This is a genomic window from Shimia marina (genome assembly GCF_001458175.1).
GTDB lineage: Bacteria > Pseudomonadota > Alphaproteobacteria > Rhodobacterales > Rhodobacteraceae > Shimia > Shimia marina.
In genome coordinates this window covers 630,404-649,767 of the sequence record NZ_CYPW01000027.1, presented here as the reverse complement: position 1 = coordinate 649,767, position 19,364 = coordinate 630,404, and the positions used below count along the sequence as shown (strand labels likewise).

The 19,364-nt window shown below is 57.5% G+C and carries 18 protein-coding genes and 1 pseudogene; 11 read left to right on the top strand and 8 right to left on the bottom strand.

Annotated features, from left to right (window positions below):
- The first annotated feature begins 17 nt into the window (after positions 1-17).
- Both SHM7688_RS15775 and SHM7688_RS15770 read left to right on the top strand, forming a co-directional pair.
- Positions 18-1,169: an RsmB/NOP family class I SAM-dependent RNA methyltransferase gene (locus tag SHM7688_RS15775; RefSeq protein ID WP_058240875.1), complete on the top strand. Its 1,152-nt coding sequence runs from the start codon at positions 18-20 to the stop codon at positions 1,167-1,169.
- Between the two features lie 166 nt (positions 1,170-1,335).
- Positions 1,336-3,567 carry a hybrid sensor histidine kinase/response regulator gene (locus tag SHM7688_RS15770; RefSeq protein ID WP_058240874.1) on the top strand — a complete coding sequence of 744 codons (2,232 nt, stop codon included), beginning with the start codon at positions 1,336-1,338 and terminating at the stop codon, positions 3,565-3,567.
- 42 nt (positions 3,568-3,609) lie between these two features.
- Here SHM7688_RS15770 and SHM7688_RS15765 read toward each other — a convergent pair whose 3' ends face one another.
- Positions 3,610-4,209, bottom strand: coding sequence for a sulfotransferase family 2 domain-containing protein (locus SHM7688_RS15765; protein ID WP_058240873.1), 600 nt, complete (start codon positions 4,207-4,209; stop codon positions 3,610-3,612).
- Between the two features lie 195 nt (positions 4,210-4,404).
- Here SHM7688_RS15765 and recA point away from each other — a divergent pair, with 195 nt between their 5' ends.
- The 6 genes from recA (at position 4,405) to SHM7688_RS15735 (ending at position 10,486) form a co-directional block, all read left to right on the top strand.
- Positions 4,405-5,478, top strand: coding sequence for a recombinase RecA (gene recA / locus SHM7688_RS15760; RefSeq protein ID WP_058240872.1), 1,074 nt, complete (start codon positions 4,405-4,407; stop codon positions 5,476-5,478).
- Positions 5,475-6,029, top strand: a complete 555-nt coding sequence (locus SHM7688_RS15755; RefSeq protein ID WP_144432605.1) for an MOSC domain-containing protein — start codon at positions 5,475-5,477, stop codon at positions 6,027-6,029. Before recA ends, SHM7688_RS15755 begins: the two co-directional genes overlap by 4 nt.
- 96 nt (positions 6,030-6,125) lie before the next feature.
- Positions 6,126-8,798, top strand: a complete 2,673-nt coding sequence (alaS, locus tag SHM7688_RS15750) for an alanine--tRNA ligase (protein WP_058240870.1) — start codon at positions 6,126-6,128, stop codon at positions 8,796-8,798.
- Positions 8,799-8,875: 77 nt separating this feature from the next.
- The gene (locus tag SHM7688_RS15745) at positions 8,876-9,163 is read left to right on the top strand and encodes a DUF1330 domain-containing protein (protein WP_058240869.1); all 288 of its coding nucleotides are present in this window, start codon (positions 8,876-8,878) and stop codon (positions 9,161-9,163) included.
- 20 nt (positions 9,164-9,183) lie between these two features.
- Positions 9,184-9,966: a class II glutamine amidotransferase gene (locus SHM7688_RS15740; RefSeq protein WP_058240868.1), complete on the top strand. Its 783-nt coding sequence runs from the start codon at positions 9,184-9,186 to the stop codon at positions 9,964-9,966.
- Between the two features lie 121 nt (positions 9,967-10,087).
- Entirely contained in the window at positions 10,088-10,486 is a 399-nt protein-coding gene (locus SHM7688_RS15735) for a hypothetical protein (protein ID WP_144432604.1), read from the top strand.
- A 137-nt stretch (positions 10,487-10,623) separates the two neighbouring features.
- Here SHM7688_RS15735 and typA read toward each other — a convergent pair whose 3' ends face one another.
- From typA to SHM7688_RS15715, 4 genes are all read right to left on the bottom strand, one after another.
- Positions 10,624-12,444: a translational GTPase TypA gene (gene typA, locus SHM7688_RS15730; RefSeq protein WP_058240866.1), complete on the bottom strand. Its 1,821-nt coding sequence runs from the start codon at positions 12,442-12,444 to the stop codon at positions 10,624-10,626.
- 70 nt (positions 12,445-12,514) lie between these two features.
- Positions 12,515-12,850 (bottom strand): DMT family transporter, encoded by a 336-nt coding sequence (locus tag SHM7688_RS15725; protein WP_058240865.1) that lies wholly within the window; start codon positions 12,848-12,850, stop codon positions 12,515-12,517.
- A gap of 15 nt (positions 12,851-12,865) precedes the next feature.
- The gene (locus SHM7688_RS15720; protein ID WP_083499088.1) at positions 12,866-13,495 is read right to left on the bottom strand and encodes a YitT family protein; all 630 of its coding nucleotides are present in this window, start codon (positions 13,493-13,495) and stop codon (positions 12,866-12,868) included.
- A 151-nt stretch (positions 13,496-13,646) separates the two neighbouring features.
- Positions 13,647-14,861 (bottom strand): NADP-dependent isocitrate dehydrogenase, encoded by a 1,215-nt coding sequence (locus SHM7688_RS15715; protein WP_058240863.1) that lies wholly within the window; start codon positions 14,859-14,861, stop codon positions 13,647-13,649.
- Positions 14,862-15,115: 254 nt separating this feature from the next.
- Here SHM7688_RS15715 and SHM7688_RS15710 point away from each other — a divergent pair, with 254 nt between their 5' ends.
- Both SHM7688_RS15710 and SHM7688_RS15705 read left to right on the top strand, forming a co-directional pair.
- Positions 15,116-16,945, top strand: a complete 1,830-nt coding sequence (locus SHM7688_RS15710; protein ID WP_058240862.1) for a glycerophosphodiester phosphodiesterase family protein — start codon at positions 15,116-15,118, stop codon at positions 16,943-16,945.
- Positions 16,929-17,498 (top strand): hypothetical protein, encoded by a 570-nt coding sequence (locus SHM7688_RS15705; RefSeq protein WP_223229180.1) that lies wholly within the window; start codon positions 16,929-16,931, stop codon positions 17,496-17,498. The genes SHM7688_RS15710 and SHM7688_RS15705 overlap by 17 nt, the downstream gene beginning before the upstream one ends.
- Positions 17,499-17,523: 25 nt before the next feature.
- Here the strand turns inward: SHM7688_RS15705 and SHM7688_RS15700 are convergent, their stop codons facing one another.
- From SHM7688_RS15700 to SHM7688_RS15690, 3 genes are read right to left on the bottom strand one after another with little or no spacing between them, the layout of a single operon-like run.
- Positions 17,524-18,105 (bottom strand): HD domain-containing protein, encoded by a 582-nt coding sequence (locus tag SHM7688_RS15700; RefSeq protein WP_058240861.1) that lies wholly within the window; start codon positions 18,103-18,105, stop codon positions 17,524-17,526.
- Positions 18,102-18,344 (bottom strand): hypothetical protein, encoded by a 243-nt coding sequence (locus SHM7688_RS15695; protein ID WP_058240860.1) that lies wholly within the window; start codon positions 18,342-18,344, stop codon positions 18,102-18,104. Before SHM7688_RS15695 ends, SHM7688_RS15700 begins: the two co-directional genes overlap by 4 nt.
- Entirely contained in the window at positions 18,344-19,000 is a 657-nt protein-coding gene (locus SHM7688_RS15690; RefSeq protein ID WP_058240859.1) for an alpha/beta hydrolase, read from the bottom strand. The genes SHM7688_RS15695 and SHM7688_RS15690 overlap by 1 nt, the downstream gene beginning before the upstream one ends.
- Before the next feature lie 160 nt (positions 19,001-19,160).
- On the opposite strand from SHM7688_RS15690, the pseudogene iscR reads away from it, so the two are divergent.
- A pseudogene (iscR, locus tag SHM7688_RS15685) lies at positions 19,161-19,364 on the top strand (Fe-S cluster assembly transcriptional regulator IscR); the annotation flags it as partial.

Genomic DNA, 19,364 nt, shown 5'->3' with positions numbered 1-19,364 from the left:
ATTCAGAGGAAGGTCCGATGACACCAGCAGCACGCGTTCAGGCGGCAATTGAGATTTTGGATCAGGTACAGGCGGGCACGGTTGCGGAGCGCGCTCTGACCAATTGGGCGCGCAAGAGCCGCTTTGCGGGATCAAAGGACCGAGCTGCCATTCGCGACCATGTGTTTGACGCGCTGCGCCAGCGCAACTCTGCGGGCTTTCTGGGCGGTGGGTCTGATGGCCGCGCTTTGATGTTGGGGGTGCTGCGGGCCAAGGGGGAGACCCTGGAGGAGGTGTTTAGCGGTGCAGCTTATGCGCCGGCGGCATTGCAAGCCGGTGAAGCCATTGCCCCAGAGGGCGAGACACCGCTTGATTTGCCGGATTGGCTCATTGACCCGTTACAGGAGAGTCTGGGGGCGGCGTTTGAGCGCACCGCAGAAGGCATGCGGCACCGTGCGCCCATTGTGCTGCGTGTCAATTTGGCAAAGACATCGGTGACGCAGGCGCAACACGCGCTTGAAGCCGAGGGTATTCTCTCCGCACCAATGGCGATGGTGGAGACCGCGCTGGAGGTTATGGAAGGCGCGCGGCGGATCAAGCAATCAACGGCCTTTCTGGAGGGCTTGGTCGAGCTTCAGGATGGGGCAAGTCAGGCGATGGTGGCGGCTTTGCCCTTGCGTGACGGGATGAAGGTGCTGGATTATTGCGCCGGGGGCGGTGGTAAATCTTTGGCTATGGCGGGGCGCGTGCCGCGCGCGACGTATTTTGCGCATGATGCGGATGCCAATCGCATGCAGGATATTGCTCCACGCTCCAAACGGGCAGGGGCAAAGATATGTTTGCTGAATGCACCCGTTGAGGCGGCGCCTTTTGATCTGGTGTTGTGTGACGCACCTTGTTCTGGCAGCGGTACATGGCGGCGCACGCCGGATGCCAAATGGCGCTTTACGGAAGAGGCGTTGCGGGATCTGGTTGCGGTGCAGGCAGAGATCTTGGATGCGGCACAGGCTTTGGTCAAAAAGGGCGGCGCGCTGTGTTATGCCACATGTTCGTTTTTGCGGGCGGAGAACACGGATCAGATCGCCGCGTTTATGCAGCGTCACCCGGAGTTTACGCTGGAATGGCAGCGCAGTTACGGATTTGATGATGGCGGTGATGGTTTTTTTGGCGCTGTTTTGCGGCGCGCGTGAAAAACCAAAGCACTTTTCAGCATTCGTTAATGCGCAATTAAGATAATTCTACGTAAACTACTCGCGAAGAAGATTAAAAGGTGCAGACGTGACCCATCCGTCCGAGGCCGCACGGCCCTTGCCCCGCTTACAAATAGCGCCCTCTCATCACGCAGGAATACTTGCCGTGGCAGCCATTGCCATGGCGGTCACGGCTTTGGTTCTGGACCAGGGCATGCTGCGGCTTGCCATGATTTTGGCCAGTGGCCTTTTGGGGGGCGCTTGGGCTGCCACAGTTTTATTTGCCCTCAAGAAAGCGGCCGGGCGTCGCGCTGTGCTGGACCTGTTGCAGCGTCTGCAGGAGCAGGCGGATGACAAGGTGTTTGCCACCGATGGTGATGGGCGTTTGCTTTACGCCAATAAGGTTGCGCATGACGCAGGTGACGGTGCCCATGACCTTATGATCGATGTGCTGGCCGGGCAGGTGCTGGATGCGGAAACCAAAGTGGCAGATGCCATTGAGGCCTGTAAGACGTCTGGGCGTTTCGAGGAAGAAATTAACCTTCGAAACAGCACGGTGAAGCTCAAAGCTCAAGTGGTTGAGGCAGGGATTCTGGTCTGGGAAGTTCAAAAAGTTCAGGTGGTTTCTGATATTTCCGCCAGCGCTGGGAATACCCGTTTGCCCATGCTGACCGTTGGGCGTTCAGGGACGGTTTTATTTATGAATGCGGCCGCGCGTCAGTTGCTGGGGGAGCGGAAAAAGACCTTGGTGGATATCTTCGGTGCGGGCGCCGATGATCTTAAGGATGCCAATCTGGTGCATACGGCCACAGGGGAGCAGCAGTGCCTTGTGGCAGAATATGATACCACGGCCGGGCGGCGCGAGGTCTATATTCTGCCAACGGAAACGCAGGCAGTGCGCGATGGCGAAGTGCAGTTTGATGAGCTGCCTGTGGCGCTTCTCAAGCTTGAGCCGGAGGGGCGCGTCATTCTGGCCAACCGGGCGGCGCGCAATCTCTTGCAACAGGAGCTCTCCGCAGAAACGGTGATGAGCGATCTGATGGAAGGGCTGGGCCGGTCGATTCGTGATTGGCTGGTGGATGCAGCCGATGGGAAGACCGCCAATCTCAGCGAATTCCTGCGTCTGAAGCGGGAAGACAAAGAGGTGATCGTGCAGGTCAGCCTCAACCGTGTGGTTGAGGGCGGCGACGCGGCGTTGATTGCGGTTTTGAGCGATGCCACGGAGCTGAAGTCACTAGAGGCACAGTTTGTGCAAAGCCAGAAGATGCAGGCGATTGGACAGTTGGCAGGCGGTGTGGCGCATGATTTCAACAATCTGCTGACGGCCATTTCAGGGCATTGTGATCTGCTGTTGCTGCGTCATGATCAGGGCGATGGCGACTATGCTGATCTTATCCAGATCAATCAGAACGCCAACCGGGCCGCCGCGCTTGTCGGGCAGTTGCTGGCGTTTTCGCGCAAACAGAACCTGCGCCCAGAGGTGCTGGACCTGCGCAATACGCTTGCGGATTTGACTCATCTTCTCAATCGGCTGGTGGGCGAGCGTGTGTCGCTCAACCTTAATAATGATCCGGTGCTGCCAGCCATTCGCGCGGACAAACGCCAGTTGGAACAGGTGTTGATGAACCTTGTGGTGAACGCGCGCGACGCGATGCCGGAGGGGGGCGAAATTCAGATCATCACCGAAGGCGTGGAATTGTCTGAACCGCTGGAGCGAGACCGTGTGGTGGTGCCGGTGGGCAAATATGTTTCTGTTGCCGTGCGTGACGAAGGGGTCGGCATTGCCCAAGACAAGATTCAGAAGGTTTTTGAACCCTTCTTTACCACCAAGCGCACCGGGGAGGGCACGGGGCTCGGCCTCAGCACGGCTTATGGCATCATCAAGCAGACCGGCGGCTATATCTTTGTGGACAGCACAGAGGGTGTGGGCACCACATTCACGCTGATGTTCCCGGCTCATGGAGCAGCGGAAGCCTTTGTTGCGGCACCTGAAACAGTGGCGCGCCCGGATTTGCCTGCGGTGGAACACAGCGGTGTGGTGCTTTTGGTGGAAGATGAGGCACCGGTGCGCTCTTTTGCGGCGCGTGCGTTGAAAATGCGGGGGTTTACCGTGCTGGAGGCGGCATCGGGGGAAGATGCGCTCGAGCTTCTGGCGTCGGAAAAACCGCGGGTCGATGTGTTTGTCAGCGATGTGATCATGCCCGGCATTGATGGCCCAAGCTGGATCCGTCAGGCCAGAGACGTTTATCCCGAGGTGCCAGTGATCTTTGTTTCCGGCTATGCGGAGGACAGTTTTTCAGACGATCAGGCACAGATTGAGAATTCAAGCTTCCTGCCTAAGCCTTTCTCGCTTGGGGATCTGACCGAGGCGGTGCAGGCACGGGTTGGCAAAGCCTAAGACGGGGCAATGCCTCTAAGCGCGCCTCCCGCGGCGGCGCGTTTAGAGCAGGCTTTCGTGCAGGTCGAAATCGGCACTGAATTTGCGGCGCAGTTTGCGCTGTGTGTCCAGAGACAATTCCAGATCCATTTGAGGCGAGCGGTTGTGCTCTGCGAGGTTGATGGGCTGATCCAGCCGCTCTTCCAGAAAACGGATCAGGCGGGGCTGATCCTCATAGGGGAAGAGATGGGTGACCTTCACGCCATTGGGGCGCGGTTCCAAGAATTTGGCCTGACTGCCGACATTGGCGAAGGCGGCTTTCTTGTCGCCTTTCATGTATTCTATGACAAACTCTTCGAAGCTTACATGGTGGGTGGCATTGCGATGTCCGCGCATGGCGTCGCGCTGACGATACCGATACCAGCTTGCCAACCAGCTGATCGGTTCGCGCATCACCGCCATCAGCTCCATATCGTCAACGTTGCAGGCACGTTCAAACATCGGGCGGAAGAACCGATTGTAGCGATAGACCGGCGCGTGTTTCAACTCGGGGGGATTCGAAATCACCATATCCGCCACAGGGGCCAATGCGGCCTCGATGGCGGTGGTGCCTGTTTTGGGCACGGAAAGAAACACCAGTTTTTTCTTCCAGAAAACAAGCATCTGCGCAGCCTCATGTGGTTTTAACTAAAGCTATTATTACTTCGTAAACTACTTGTTAACCCACTCAAGCGGAAGATGTTCTCATTCTTTTCTATTGATTTGTTCTTGTTTTGATCTCATAAGGGGTGAGAACAAGAGGTGAACACAGGCAGTGATTGCCGCCCGCGTGCGGGTGTGGAATAAGGAAGCAAGCAAATGGCAACGGCAGATCTTTTGACAATGACCTCCAAGAAATCCTCATCCCCGGACAAACAGAAGGCGCTGGACAGCGCGCTGGCACAGATCGAGCGACAGTTCGGCAAGGGCTCGATCATGAAACTGGGCGCGGACAACCCCGCGCAAGAGATTGAGGCGACTTCCACCGGCTCTCTGAGCCTCGACATTGCTCTGGGCATCGGTGGTCTGCCCAAGGGGCGGATTATTGAAATCTATGGCCCGGAAAGCTCCGGTAAAACCACGCTCACGCTGCACTGTATTGCAGAAGAGCAGAAAAAGGGTGGCGTTTGCGCCTTTGTGGATGCGGAACACGCGCTGGATCCGCAGTATGCTAAGAAGCTGGGCGTGAACCTTGATGAACTGCTGATTTCGCAGCCAGACACCGGGGAGCAGGCGCTTGAAATCACCGATACGCTGGTGCGTTCGGGGGCTGTGAACATGGTTGTGGTCGACTCCGTTGCCGCGCTGACACCAAAGTCAGAGCTTGAAGGCGACATGGGGGACAGCAATGTGGGCGTGCAGGCGCGTCTGATGAGCCAGGCAATGCGCAAGCTGACCGGTTCGATTGCGCGCTCCAACTGTATGGTGATCTTCATCAACCAGATCCGGATGAAAATCGGCGTGATGTTTGGCAGCCCGGAAACAACAACCGGCGGTAACGCGTTGAAATTCTACAGCTCGGTGCGTCTGGACATTCGCCGCATTGGCGCCCTGAAGGATCGTGACGAAATCGTTGGCAACGCAACCCGCGTGAAAGTGGTGAAAAACAAGGTGGCGCCACCGTTCAAGCAGGTGGAATTTGACATCATGTATGGTGAAGGCATCTCCAAAATGGGGGAACTGCTGGATCTGGGCGTGAAAGCCGGCGTGGTGGATAAATCCGGCAGCTGGTTCAGCTATGGCGATGAGCGGATCGGGCAGGGGCGTGAAAACGCGAAAACCTTCCTGCGTGAGAACACCCGCATGGCGCTTGAGATCGAAGATAAGATCCGCGCGGCGCATGGTCTGGATTTTGACATGCCCCCGGGGGATGAGGAGCTTTTGGAAGAGTGATCCCGTCACGTGAAGACTTGATGCGGGCTTTGCCGCATGTATTGGCCGCTCCCAAGGATGGGGCGGCCATTGCGCATCTGTGTTTGCGCCCTGCGCGCAACACGCGGGAATTTGTCGATGAAATCACCCTGACCAAGGCAGGTGGCATTCCGGGGGAACGCTGGATGACGCAGCCATGGATGCGCACCGAAGCGGGGGAGCCGCATCCGGGCATTCAGGTCTGTGTGATCCCCAAACGGGTGCTGGATCTGGTTTGGGCGCCCGATGAAGATGTGTTGCATCCCGGTGATACCTTTGCCGCCGATCTGGATATGACCGAGGCAAACCTGCCAGAGGGGCAGCTTTTGTCCGTCGGCACGGCTGTGTTGCGGGTCTCTGAAGTGTTCAATGATGGCTGCGTGAAATGGAAGGCCCGGTATGGTGCGGATGTCTATGACTGGGTGCGTGCACCAGAGCATCGCAAGTACCGTCTGCGCAGTATTTTGTGCAGCATCGAACAGGACGGTGTTGTGCGCAGCGGGGATGTGATGCGGAAAATCGACCAGATATGAGGCCAATGCTGCCAAGCGGGCTTTGACATGTGGACAGGCGGGCGTGGGGGTTATAAACCCGCTGCGATATCAAAACGCACAGGTTGAGAGACCCCCATGGCCAGCTTAAACGACATTCGGTCGACCTTTTTGAATTACTTCGCCAAACAGGGCCATGAGATTGTGGACTCAAGCCCATTGGTGCCGCGCAATGACCCGACGCTGATGTTCACCAACTCGGGGATGGTGCAGTTTAAAAACCTCTTCACCGGGGTGGAAAAACGCGACTATCAACGCGCGACCACGTCGCAGAAATGTGTGCGCGCCGGCGGCAAGCACAACGATCTGGACAATGTGGGCTACACCGCGCGCCACCACACCTTCTTTGAAATGCTCGGCAACTTCTCTTTTGGGGACTACTTTAAGGAAGAGGCGATCCCCTTTGCCTGGGAACTGATCACCAAGGAATTCGATATTCCGAAGGATAAGCTTTACACCACCGTCTATCACACAGACGATGAAGCCTTTGAGATCTGGAAGAAAATGGGTGTGGCTGAGGATCGGATCATCCGCATTCCGACTCATGACAACTTCTGGCAGATGGGGCCAACCGGCCCCTGTGGCCCCTGCACCGAGATTTTCTATGATCACGGCGAGCACATCTGGGGTGGCCCTCCCGGCTCGCCCGAAGAAGACGGCGACCGGTTCATCGAGATCTGGAACGTGGTGTTCATGCAGAACGAGCAGTTTGAAGACGGCTCGATGAAGGCGCTGGACATGCAGTCGATCGACACTGGCATGGGGCTGGAGCGGATCGGCGCGCTGCTGCAGGGCAGCCATGACAACTATGACACCGATCTGTTCAAGGCGCTGATTGAAGCGTCGGCCAATGTGACGTCGACTGATCCTTACGGCGAGCAGAACGTGCATCACCGCGTGATTGCGGACCATCTGCGCTCCACCTCCTTCCTGATGGCGGATGGGGTGATGCCGTCCAATGATGGCCGTGGCTATGTGCTGCGCCGCATCATGCGCCGCGCGATGCGCCATGCGCACCTGTTGGGGGCAAAAGATCCTGTGATGCATCAACTGGTGCCGTCGCTGGTGCAACAGATGGGCCAAGCTTACCCAGAGCTGGGTCAGGCACAGGCGCTGATCGAAGAGACGCTGAAGCAGGAAGAGACCAAGTTTAAGGCGACGCTGGACCGTGGTCTGAAGCTGCTGGATGATGAGCTGGACGGGCTGGACGACGGCGCGCCGCTGTCTGGTGCGGCGGCCTTTAAGCTTTATGACACCTATGGCTTCCCGCTGGATCTGACGCAGGATGCGCTGCGCGAAAAGGGCCGCGCGGTGGATACCGACGGGTTTGATGCGGCGATGGCAGAGCAGAAGGCCAAGGCGCGTGCGGCGCATGTGGGCTCCGGTGATGTGGCTGAGGATGCGATCTGGTTTGATATTGCTGAGGACAATGGCGCGTCTGAGTTCTTGGGATATGACACTGAAACCGCCGAAGGTCAGGTGCAGGCGATCCTGAAAGACGGCGCGCTTGTGGAGGCGCTGGCAGAAGGCGAAGAGGGCTGGCTGGTGATGAACCAGACGCCGTTTTATGCCGAAAGCGGCGGTCAGGTGGCGGACCATGGTCTGGTGGAGCGTCTGGAAAACCGTGATCACCTTGCGCATGTCTCTGATGTTCAGAAGTTTGCCGACGGCAAGTTGATTGCCCATAAGGTGACAATGTCCCGTGGCAGCATTGCCAAAGGAGATCCGGTGGCGATGATCGTCGATCACAGCCGTCGCACGTCCATCCGTGCAAACCACTCGGCCACGCACCTGCTGCATGAAGCGCTGCGCAATGCGCTTGGCGAGCATGTGGCGCAGCGTGGCTCTTTGAATGCGGATGATCGTCTGCGGTTTGACTTCAGCCACAACAAGGCGTTGAGCGCAGAGGAGCTGAGCAAGGTCGGCCTTGAGGTGAATGCCTATATTCGCCAGAACACCGCCGTGGAAACCCGGATCATGACGCCCGATGATGCGCGCGAAATGGGCGCACAGGCGCTGTTTGGCGAAAAATACGGCGATGAGGTGCGGGTGGTCTCTATGGGGCATGCGCTGACCGGCAAAGGGCTGAACGGCGACACCTACTCGCTGGAGCTTTGCGGCGGCACCCATGTGAAACAGACCGGCGACATCGGTGTGTTTGTGCTTTTGTCTGACAGCGCGTCCTCTGCGGGGGTGCGCCGGATTGAGGCGCTGACCGGTGAGGTGGCTTTTGCCCATCTGGAGCGTGAAGCCAAACGGGTGGCCGAAGTGGCCGGCACATTGAAGGCACAGCCTGCTGACATCGTGGACCGTGTGAAAGCGCTTCTGGATGAGCGTAAGGCGCTGCAAAACGAGGTGGCGACCCTGCGCCGTGAGCTGGCGATGTCTGGCGGTGCTGGTCAGGGCGCGGGCCCGGAAGCCAAAGAGATCAACGGTGTGAAGTTCTTCGCTCAGGTGCTCTCTGGCGTGTCTGGCAAAGACCTGCCGCCGCTGATTGACGAGCATAAGGCGCGTCTGGAAAGCGGTGCGGTGCTGTTGATTGCGGACACAGATGGCAAAGTGGCTGTGGCTGCGGGTGTGACCGATGATCTGAAAGGCGATCTGAGCGCCGTGGATCTGGTGCGCGCGGCCGTGGGTGCCTTGGGTGGCAAGGGCGGCGGTGGCCGTCCGGATATGGCGCAGGGCGGTGCCAAAGATGCCTCCAAATCCGACGAAGCCTTTGCGGCTGCCGAAGCGGTGATCGCAGGCTGACCATTTGGTCAATAATGCTTGGCCTGTGCGGCACTTCGTTTAGAGTGTCGCGCAGGACAACAGAATTGGAGAACCAGATGGGTGCCCTTTGGATTGCACATGTGACCGTGACAGACGCGGACGCTTATGGAAAATATGCTGAGCTTGCGGGGCCAGCCATTGCCAAACATGGCGGTGAGTTCATTGCCCGTGGCGGCAAATTTGTGCAGCTGGAAGGCAAGGAACGCCCCCGCAATGTGGTGGCGAAATTCCCCGATGTGGACACGGCTGTGGCCTGTTACCACAGCCCGGAATATCAAGAGGCGCTGAACCATGCGCGTGGCGCAAGTGAGCGCGAATTGATGGTGGTGGAAACCACCGACTAAGACCAGAGGAGTGAGGCCGCATGTGTCGTTGGGCCGCCTATATTGGGGCACCTTGTTATCTTGAAGATGTTGTCACACGGCCAGATCATTCTCTGATCCAGCAAAGCATTCAGGCGACGGAATGCAAAACCCAGACCAACGGCGATGGCGTTGGTCTGGCGTGGTATGACAGTCGCCCCGAGCCGGGGATCTATCGCGATACCCACCCAGCCTGGTCTGATCCCAATTTGCGATCAATCACAGCACAGGTGAAATCCGGATTGTTTCTCGCACATGTGCGGGCCTCAACCGGTACGGCGACCAGTCGCAACAATTGCCATCCTTTTGCGGTGCGCAACTGGTCTTTCATGCACAATGGGCAGGTGGGCGGCTTTGAACTGTTCCGCCGTCGCGCGGATATGCTGATCCCCGATAGCCTGTATCAGGAGCGCAAGGGCGCCACGGACAGTGAAGTGCTGTTCCTGCTTGGGCTTACGGAAGGTCTTGAGGACAATCCGAAAGAGGCCATGCAGATTGCCGTTGGCATTTTGCAGCGCATGAGCCGGGAGCGGGGCACAACGCCTCATATGCGGCTTGCGGCAGCTTTTTCGGATGGAGAGACGCTGTATGCGGTGCGCTATGCGTCCGATGAGCGGGCACCCACGATCTATCATCGTGAAAGTGACAGCCGCAAAGGCCGCGCAGTGGTCAGTGAGCCGCTGGTGGCGGCAGAGGATGGTTGGGAGGCGATCCCGGCTGGGTCTTTCTGCCGGTTCCACAAAGACGGCAGCTTTGAGATTGAGCCGTTTCGGCCGCTGACATAAAAGCTTTTTTGGTCCGTCTGAGAAAACGGATATCGGTTGTGCCGGGAGCTTCGGACACCTGTTACATGCATACCATTGTCTTCTTTGGATGTTTCCTCGTTTGTGTTACTTGATCGTTATGTTGACTGAGGTTTTTAAGAAACTGGAAAAATCGAAGTGGTTGCCTTGGTTTGGCATAGCTCCCTTCGTTCTCTTTCCCGTAGCAACCATGTTTGGCGGTCAGGTTTCGCGAGGAATTGGTATACTTGCGTTTTTTGCCAGTATGTGGCTGGGCATTTTTATTGGCGGTAAGTTTGCCATCGTCATTTCCACTTACTGTGGGAACATTTCCGAAGATATTGGCAAGCGGCTATCACATGCGTTTAGTGTATTTGGTTTTCTGTTCTGTCCTGTGCTCGTAGGTTTGTTTACAAATGCACACATGGGCACTGACATAGGCCTACAATCTTTTGGCGCTCACTTTTTGTCGGCTTGCTTTGGGGCGGGCGTAATCTTCTGTGTCACACCTGAAGATACCTAGAAACGCAGATAGTCGGGCATTGCTTGGTCCCGCAAATTTAGTCCATACAGACTCGGAACGGCCTGCGCGAAGCGAACCTTCAAAGTTTTCGCAAGCAGCAAAAAGAAAAGCCCCGACGTTTGTCGGGGCTTTCTCATTTATTGGAAGGTTTTGGCCATCCGCTTACGCTCGTGCGGGTCGAGGTAGCGTTTGCGCAGACGCACGTTGTTGGGGGTCACTTCCACCAGCTCGTCGTCATTGATATAGGCAATCGCTTCTTCGAGGCTTAGCACCATAGGCGTGGTGAGGCGCACCGCGTCGTCAGAGCCGGAGGCGCGCACGTTGGTGAGCTTTTTGCCTTTGAGTGGGTTCACCTCGAGATCGTTGTCGCGGGAGTGCTCGCCGATGATCATGCCGGTGTAGACATCCGCCTGTGCGCCGATCATCATCTTGCCGCGATCTTCGAGGTTCCACAGCGCATAGGCCACGGAGGTGCCGTTTTCCATGGAGATCAGCACGCCTGCGCGGCGGCCCGGGATGGCGCCTTTGAATTCTGTCCAACCGTGGAACACGCGGTTCAGAACGCCGGTGCCGCGGGTGTCGGTGAGGAACTCACCGTGGTAGCCGATCAGGCCACGCGACGGCACATGGGCGATGATGCGGGTTTTGCCTGCGCCTGCGGGGCGCATTTCAACCAGCTCGCCTTTGCGCGCACCGGTGAGTTTTTCGATCACCGCGCCGGAGTATTCGTCATCCACGTCGATGGTGGCTTCTTCGACCGGCTCCATGCGCACGCCGTTTTCTTCACGCATGATCACCTGCGGACGGGAGATCGACAGCTCAAAGCCTTCGCGGCGCATGTTTTCGATCAGAACGCCCATCTGAAGTTCGCCACGGCCGGAGACCTCAAAGGCTTCACCACCGGGGGTGTCGGCGATTTTGATCGCGACGTTGGATTCGGCTTCTTTGTAGAGACGATCCCGGATCACACGGGACTGTACCTTTTTGCCGTCACGACCGGCCAGAGGGCTGTCGTTGATGCCGAAGGTCACGGTGATGGTGGGCGGATCGATTGGCTGTGCTTCAAGCGGCTCATCCACGGCCAGCGCACAGATGGTGTCGGCCACGGTGGCTTTCGCCATGCCCGCGATGGAGACGATGTCGCCAGCCTGGGCTTCTTCGATGTCCTGCTGAGCAAGGCCGCGGAAGGCCTGAATTTTGGTGACACGGAACTGTTCGATTTTCTGGCCGATGCGGGAGATCGCCTGAACGGTTGCGCCGACTTTCAGCGTGCCGGATTCCACACGACCGGTGAGGATGCGGCCCACAAAGGGGTCAGAGCCCAGCGTGGTGGCCAGCATGCGGAAGTCTTCATCCTGACGGGTCACCTGATTGGGCGCAGGGACGTGGTTCACGATCAGGTTGAAGAGCGCGTGCAGGTCTTTGCGCGGGCCATCAAGCTCTGCATCCGCCCAGCCATTACGGCCAGAGGCGTACATGTGCGGGAAGTCGAGCTGATCGTCGTTGGCGTCCAGCGAGGCGAAGAGGTCAAAACACTCATCCAGCGCGCGATCCGGCTCGGCGTCTGGTTTGTCCACTTTGTTGAGCACCACAATCGGGCGCAGACCCAGCGCGAGCGCCTTGGAGGTCACAAATTTGGTCTGTGGCATCGGGCCTTCGGCCGCGTCGACCAGCAGAACCACACCGTCCACCATGCTCAGGATACGCTCCACTTCGCCGCCGAAGTCGGCGTGGCCGGGGGTGTCCACGATGTTGATGCGGGTGCCTTTCCATTCCACGGAGGTTGGCTTGGCAAAGATCGTGATGCCGCGTTCGCGCTCCAGATCGTTGCTGTCCATGGCGCGCTCGGCCACTTCCTGGTTTTCACGGAATGCCCCGGATTGCTTAAGCAGCTCATCCACGAGGGTGGTTTTGCCGTGGTCAACGTGGGCGATGATGGCGATATTGCGAAGATCCATAAGGGCAGCCTTTCCTGTTCGCGCCCGCCCTAACGTGGGTTGGTGCAAAAGGCCAGCCCTTTAATGCGCTTTAGTGCACAGCTGTTTTGGAAAACAGGTTGATGACGAGGATCCCGGCAACAATGAGGCCCAGACCGAGCACGGCAGGCAAGTCGAGCTTTTGGCCAAAAGCAAAATAGGCGATCACGGAAATCGAGATGATGCCAAGGCCGGACCAGACCGCATAGGTGATGCCAACTGGCAGAAACTTCAGGGTGAGCGCCATCATGTAAAAGGCCAGACCATAGCCGACCACCACAATGATGGAGGGGATCGGTTTGGTGAATTGCTGACTGGCCTGAAGCGCGGCAGTGCCGATGGTTTCAAACACAACGGCGATCATGAGGATCAGATAGGCTTTGGGCATTGGGCGTCCTGAAAGTCAGCGCGCGATGTAGCGATCGCGCCGGTGATTTGTTGCAATCATGATATTGGTGATTGCCGCACCAATCAGCGAAAAGACGACTGCGTGCATGTCAAAAAACGACAAGGCGAGCGCGAAGACGCAAAAATCAAATCCAAGTTGTACCCATCCGGCTTTGATGCCTTTGGTGTCCTGTAGCCAGACCGCCACGATGCCAACGCCGCCAAGGGTTGCGCCGTGGCGAAAAAGGGCGATCAGACCGGAGCCAGCGGTCACGCCAGCGAGAATGGCAGCGACCAGTGGGGTTAATTGGGAAATGGTCAGAAAACTGGGGATCAGATAGGTCCACAGAGACATGAGCCCCACCGCAAGGAATGTTTTCAGTGTAAAGGCCAACCCCATGCGAATGTAGGCGATGACATAGAAGGGCAGGTTGAATAGAAAGAAGAACGCGGAAAAAGGCACGCCGAGGGCTTTGCTGGCCACCAGAGCCAAGCCAGCGATCTGTCCGGTGAACAGGCTGCTGTTTTGCAGAAAGGTGACCGCGAGCGACACCAGCAGCGTGCCAACGATCAGCCCCTGAATGTCTTCAAACAGGCTGTGATGTTCGGGGGTGGGGGAGTCCAGAAAACTAACCATAAGGAGCATGTGCGACAGCGAGGGGCAGGGTGTCCAGTGCGTGAGGCGCATAGCAGCTATGAGAATATCTCAAAGCTGTGACTTTGACTGAAGTTTGAGCTGGTCGGGGAATAGCGAGGCGCCCGAGAAGGGCACCCTGCATGGACTTCGGACTATAGGCTTAGCCCGCGAGCGCCTTGTTGAGGTTTTCATCGACCTTTTCAAGGAAGCCCATGGTGGTGAGCCAGCCCTGATCCGGGCCAACCAACAAAGCCAGATCTTTGGTCATATGGCCGCTCTCCACGGTTTGAATGATCACATGTTCCAGTGTCTCAGCAAAGGTGCGCAGGGGGGCGTTGTTGTCGAGTTTGGCGCGGTGCTTCAGGCCGCCGGTCCATGCGTAGATGGAGGCGATCGAGTTGGTGGAGGTGGCTTCGCCTTTCTGGTGCTGGCGATAGTGGCGGGTGACGGTGCCATGGGCGGCCTCCGCTTCCACGATCTTGCCATCCGGCGTCATCAGCTGGCTGGTCATCAGACCGAGCGAGCCAAAGCCCTGTGCAACGGTGTCAGACTGCACATCGCCATCGTAGTTTTTGCAGGCCCAGACAAATTTGCCGTTCCACTTCATGGCGCAGGCGACCATGTCGTCGATCAGGCGGTGCTCATACCAGATGCCGGCGGCTTTGAATTTCTCTTCAAACTCTTCCTCATAGACCTTCTGGAACAGATCCTTGAAGCGGCCGTCATAGGCTTTCAGGATGGTGTTCTTGGTGGAGAGATAGACCGGCCAGCCGAGATTGAGGCCGTAGTTGAGCGAGGCGCGGGCAAAATCGATGATCGAGCTGTCGAGGTTGTACATGGCCTGATAGACGCCCGCAGATGGGGCGTCATAGACCTCTTTTTCGATCACGGTGCCGTCTTCGCCGACAAATTTCATGGTCAGCTTGCCCGCGCCGGGGAAAGTGAAATCGGTGGCTTTGTACTGATCGCCAAAGGCGTGGCGGCCCACGACGATGGGGGAGGTCCAGCCGGGCACAAGACGGGGCACGTTTTGGCAGATGATCGGCTGACGGAAAACCACACCACCGAGGATGTTGCGGATGGTGCCATTGGGGCTGCGCCACATCTGTTTGAGGCCAAACTCCTCAACGCGCTGTTCATCCGGCGTGATGGTCGCACATTTGACCGCCACGCCGACCTCTTTGGTTTTTTCGGCGGCGTCGATGGTGATCTGATCTTCGGTGCGGTCACGCTCTTCGATGCCCAGATCATAGTAAAGCAGATCGAGGTCAAGATAGGGCAGGATCAGCTTCTCTTTGATGAACTGCCACATGATGCGGGTCATCTCATCGCCGTCCATTTCGACGATGGGGTTTTCAACTTTGATCTTGGTCATGGGGGTCTCCTGTGCACCGAGTCAGTGAGGGTGTCCTAAGGGAAATTCATCAGAAAGGAAAGTAATGTATGCGATTGCATACCGAAGTGTTGCCCTTGTACTTGACGTTGGCTTACTGATGGTAGGTTAACAACCGATTGCCTGTTTGGAGCGGTGCGATTTCCTGGGGGCGGGGCGGGCGAGAGCGGGTGATGGCTCGACCCCGGTGTCAACTGTCGGTAGGGTTGTGCCAACTGTATATTTTTGAGGATCTTATGGCCCATACTGTTTCTGACGTTTTACAGCATTATAAATTGGCCTGGCGATTGCGGCTGCCGTTTGTGAAGACGCATGTGATCTTCAATATTCTTATGGCTTCGATCTTCGCGCCATTGATGGCGCTGACGGTTTTTGTGGCTTTAAAACTGTCCGGCAAACCTGCGCTGGCGGATTTTGATATTGCCGTGTTTCTGCTGTCGCCTGTGGGGCTGCTCGCTGGGGTGACCATGGCTGGCCTGTTTATTGTGCTTCTGGTTTTGGATGTGTCGTTGATGATGGCGGTTGCACTGCGTGATCATCAAGCCAAGTCGCATGATCTCTGGGACGGTGTGTCTCTGGTTTTGCCGCGGTTGCCTGCGGTTTTTGGGGTTGGGGTGCAGCTTGCGCTGCGCGTCTTGGTGATGGCGGTGCCGTTTCTGGCGATTGCCGGTGCGGCGTTTGTCTATTGGCTGACAGAGCATGACATCAACTATTACCTCAGCCAGCATCCGCCGGAGTTTCGGCAGGCGGTGATGGTGATTGGCGGGGCTTTGGCCGCATTGATTGTTCTGCTGATCTGGCGCAGTCTGGGGTGGGTGCTGTCTGTGCCGCTGGTTGTGTTTGACGGGCTGTCTCCGCGTGCGGCGATCCGTGAAAGTCAGCAGCGCATGCAGGGGCGCAGGGTGCAGTTTCTGGGCAAATTGGTGATCTGGGCCGCGATGGGCGGGGTGATCAGCCTGTTGCTGCTGGCCGCAGTTGGCATGCTGTTGCAGTTGGGGCTTGAATTTATGCCCTTTGGCCTGCGTGGTGTGGCGGTTTTCTTGCTTTTGTCGACAGGTGTATGGGCGCTTTTGAACCTCTTTTTGACTGCTTTCACAACCGGTGCGCTGGCGGTGAGCTTTATGGAAGAGGCAGATTGGCCACGCTCTGGTGTGCAGAAAGCGGCGCGGATGCCGCGTGTACTGCTCATCATGTGTGTGATGCTTGCGCTGGGTGTCAGCGTGCTCGGTGGCTTGGGTGTTGCGGGCGTCATGGCTGTTGACAGCACCCGGCCGGTGGCGGTGATCGCCCATCGCGGGGCCGCTGGTGCGCGCCCTGAAAACACCATGGCCTCTGTGCTCAAGGCGATCGAAGATCAGACGGATTGGGTTGAAATCGACGTGCAGGAAACGCGTGATGGCGCGGTTGTGGTGATCCACGACAGCGATTTTATGAAAGTGGCAGGCAACCCGCTGAAAATCTGGGATGCCACGCTCACGGATCTGGAAAAGATCGACATCGGCAGTTGGTATGACCCCGCTTATGCCGCGGAGCGCACGCCGCTTTTGAAAGACATTTTGCTGGCCGCGAAGGATAAGGCGGGCGTTGTTATTGAGCTGAAATACTATGGCCACGACGAGATGCTGGAGCAGCGGGTGGTGGACATTGTTGAGGAAACCGGGATGCAGGATCAGGTGAAGATCATGTCCCTGAAATATGATGCGGTGCAGAAAATGCGCACCCTGCGTCCGGATTGGACCATTGGCCTGCTGGCCTCGGCCTCGCTGGGAAATATGTGGAAGCTGGATGCAGATTTCCTTGCGGTGAACAGCGCGACCATCTCCACGCGGTTGGTGCGCTCATCGCAGGAGGTTGGCAAGAAAGTCTATGTCTGGACTGTGAATGACGCCTTGTCGATGTCGGGCATGTTGTCCTTTGGCGTGGATGGGCTGATCACCGATGAACCTGCGCTGGCGCGTCAGGTGCTGGCGGATCGGCGCACGCTGAGCGGGGTTGAGCGGCTTGTGCTGGGACTGGCCGGACGGATTGGTCTTGATCTGCCGGAGCGTGATGACAGTGAAAGCTGATCTGGCTGTCTTTCTGGCATGTCTGGGCGTTGTGATGCCTGTGCAGATGGTGTCTGCGGAGGCGCGTGAGGCCCAGCCGCTGGCTGCGAAGGTGGAGATTTGGCGGCATAGCCGGCTGGAAGCCACGCGCACCGAAGCAGGCGTGTCATTGCTGCCGTTCACAACAGATGGCTGTTCCGGCGGCATGTCGGCCGCATGGGAGGCGCTGGCGCTGCAGTTTCCGGGGTTTTATGAGGTGTTTGAAAACCAAGCGCCTTGGCATGACTGCTGTGTGGTGCATGATCGGGCCTATCATCTGGGCGGCGCTGACCCGACGCCGGAGGCAAGCTATTTTGCCAGGCTGACAGCGGATGAGGCGCTGCGTCAGTGCGTGCGCGATGTGGGGGCAGCGGACAGTGCGGCGCTGGCCGTGCAATATGATTGGTCAGAGGCAACCGTGCAGGCCGCAATCAGCTTTACGGCGGATCGCATGTATGATGCGGTACGCCTTGGCGGGTTGCCCTGTTCGGGACTGTCATGGCGCTGGGGCTATGGCTGGCCCCAGTGTTGGTGAGGGATTGCTTGGGCGCGAAGTGAAACTAGCTGCGCGCGGCAAACCAGGTGGCGATGCGGGCTTTCAGATGGTCCCAGATCGCAGGCGCGCCTTTGGCAACTTTCCATCCGACGCGGTCTTCGAGCTGTTCACGTGTGACATTGTATTCCGGCCAAGTGCCGCCATCAGTTTCCAGATTGCCAATCACCGGCTGCACACGGTCGATGGATTTGGCAAAGACGGCATCGTCGCTTTCTGCTGCTTCAAACTCTTCCCAGAGCGCGCGCAGATCCCGGCTTTGATCCTCCGGCAACATGCCAAACAGCCGATCCGCTGCCGCGCTTTCTGCGGCTTCCATGGCAGCGATGTCATGATCGCCGTGGATCGGACTGTCGCCGACGTCAATTTCCACCAGATCATGGATCAACAACATGCGAATGACGCGGTCGATGTTGATGTCGCGGTTGGCATGTTCCTGAAGGATGAGCGCATAGAGCGCGATGTGCCAGCTGTGGCTGCCGCTGTCTTCTTTGCGGTGGCCATCCAGCACTTTTGTGGCGCGATATACGGATTTGAGCTTGTCTGCTTCGGTCAGAAACGCCAGTTGGCGATCAAGGCGGTCTGTCATGGGGTGTCTGTGGCGGCTTTGGCGGCGCGGGCCGCTTTGACTTTGTTGATGAGGAACGCGCGCGCCTTCTCTTCGGACATGCGCACGCGAACTTCTGTGAGATAGGCCTCTTCGAGCGATTGAGAGGACGCAGCCAGAATGTTGCTCACCTCGACGAACAGGCGTTCGTCACCCAGCTCTTTCTGAGCTTTCATGGTGTCTTCGGCAAGCTTGGCGGCCAGCGCCTCCAATGTGCTCATCAGCGGCTGTTCTCCGTCAGGCGGCGTTTCACGTAGTCGGTGACGTGGCCTGTCATCTGGTCCATATGCTCTTCGGTCTCAAAGAAGTGACCTGCACCTTCAATCTCCGTATGGGTGATTGTGATGCCTTTCTGCTCGTGCAGCTTGCCGACGAGATTGTGGGTCTCCGCTGGCGGGGCCACACGGTCATTGGTGCCGTTGAGGATCAGGCCGGAGCTGGGGCAGGGGGCCAGGAAGGAGAAGTCATACATATTGGCCGGAGGCGCAATGGAGATGAACCCTGTGATTTCCGGACGCCGCATCAGCAGCTGCATGCCAATCCATGCCCCAAAGGAGAAACCCGCAACCCAGCAGTGCTTGGAGTTGTTGTTCATGGATTGCAGGTAATCGAGTGCGGATGCCGCATCAGACAGTTCACCAACGCCCTGATCATACTCGCCCTGTGAGCGGCCCACGCCACGGAAGTTGAACCGCAGAACGGTGAAACCCATGTTGTAAAACGCATAGTGAAGGTTGTAGACCACCTTGTTGTTCATGGTGCCGCCAAATTGCGGATGCGGATGCAGCACGATGGCAATCGGCGCGTCCCGCTCTTTTTGTGGGTGGTAACGGCCTTCGAGGCGGCCTTCTGGTCCTGGAAAAATCACCTCAGGCATGTTTGTCGCTTTTCTCCCTGAAAAGATGGCCTGCTATTCTTGACGAATTTGCGTAGTCATCTTAGAACGCTTCTAAATCGTTTCGTGCGGATGCGTGAAACGGGTCTTAGCGACTTAAGCACAGTGATGGCTGAGGTCAATCAATTCGAAGGGGAGTGTGATGAAACTGTCAACAAAAGGCCGCTACGCGGTCGTTGCATTGGCTGATATTGCGCTTCAGCCCCCTGAGAACCTCGTGAGCCTCAATGAAATCTCTAAGCGACAGGACATTTCTTTGCCCTACCTTGAGCAGCTATTTGTGAAGCTGCGCCGTGCGGGATTGGTTGAATCGGTGCGCGGACCGGGGGGAGGCTATCGGCTTGCC

What these genes read in the sequence shown, in the direction of transcription:
- SHM7688_RS15775 (WP_058240875.1), top strand. Translation starts at nt 18, where the DNA reads ATGACACCAGCAGCACGCGTTCAGGCGGCAATTGAGATTTTGGATCAG.
- SHM7688_RS15765 (WP_058240873.1), bottom strand. Translation starts at nt 4,209, where the DNA reads ATGCTTGTTTTCTGGAAGAAAAAACTGGTGTTTCTTTCCGTGCCCAAA.
- recA (WP_058240872.1), top strand. Translation starts at nt 4,405, where the DNA reads ATGGCAACGGCAGATCTTTTGACAATGACCTCCAAGAAATCCTCATCC.
- alaS (WP_058240870.1), top strand. Translation starts at nt 6,126, where the DNA reads ATGGCCAGCTTAAACGACATTCGGTCGACCTTTTTGAATTACTTCGCC.
- SHM7688_RS15745 (WP_058240869.1), top strand. Translation starts at nt 8,876, where the DNA reads ATGGGTGCCCTTTGGATTGCACATGTGACCGTGACAGACGCGGACGCT.
- SHM7688_RS15740 (WP_058240868.1), top strand. Translation starts at nt 9,184, where the DNA reads ATGTGTCGTTGGGCCGCCTATATTGGGGCACCTTGTTATCTTGAAGAT.
- typA (WP_058240866.1), bottom strand. Translation starts at nt 12,444, where the DNA reads ATGGATCTTCGCAATATCGCCATCATCGCCCACGTTGACCACGGCAAA.
- SHM7688_RS15725 (WP_058240865.1), bottom strand. Translation starts at nt 12,850, where the DNA reads ATGCCCAAAGCCTATCTGATCCTCATGATCGCCGTTGTGTTTGAAACC.
- SHM7688_RS15720 (WP_083499088.1), bottom strand. Translation starts at nt 13,495, where the DNA reads ATGCTCCTTATGGTTAGTTTTCTGGACTCCCCCACCCCCGAACATCAC.
- SHM7688_RS15715 (WP_058240863.1), bottom strand. Translation starts at nt 14,861, where the DNA reads ATGACCAAGATCAAAGTTGAAAACCCCATCGTCGAAATGGACGGCGAT.
- SHM7688_RS15710 (WP_058240862.1), top strand. Translation starts at nt 15,116, where the DNA reads ATGGCCCATACTGTTTCTGACGTTTTACAGCATTATAAATTGGCCTGG.
- SHM7688_RS15705 (WP_223229180.1), top strand. Translation starts at nt 16,929, where the DNA reads ATGACAGTGAAAGCTGATCTGGCTGTCTTTCTGGCATGTCTGGGCGTT.
- SHM7688_RS15700 (WP_058240861.1), bottom strand. Translation starts at nt 18,105, where the DNA reads ATGACAGACCGCCTTGATCGCCAACTGGCGTTTCTGACCGAAGCAGAC.
- SHM7688_RS15695 (WP_058240860.1), bottom strand. Translation starts at nt 18,344, where the DNA reads ATGAGCACATTGGAGGCGCTGGCCGCCAAGCTTGCCGAAGACACCATG.
- SHM7688_RS15690 (WP_058240859.1), bottom strand. Translation starts at nt 19,000, where the DNA reads ATGCCTGAGGTGATTTTTCCAGGACCAGAAGGCCGCCTCGAAGGCCGT.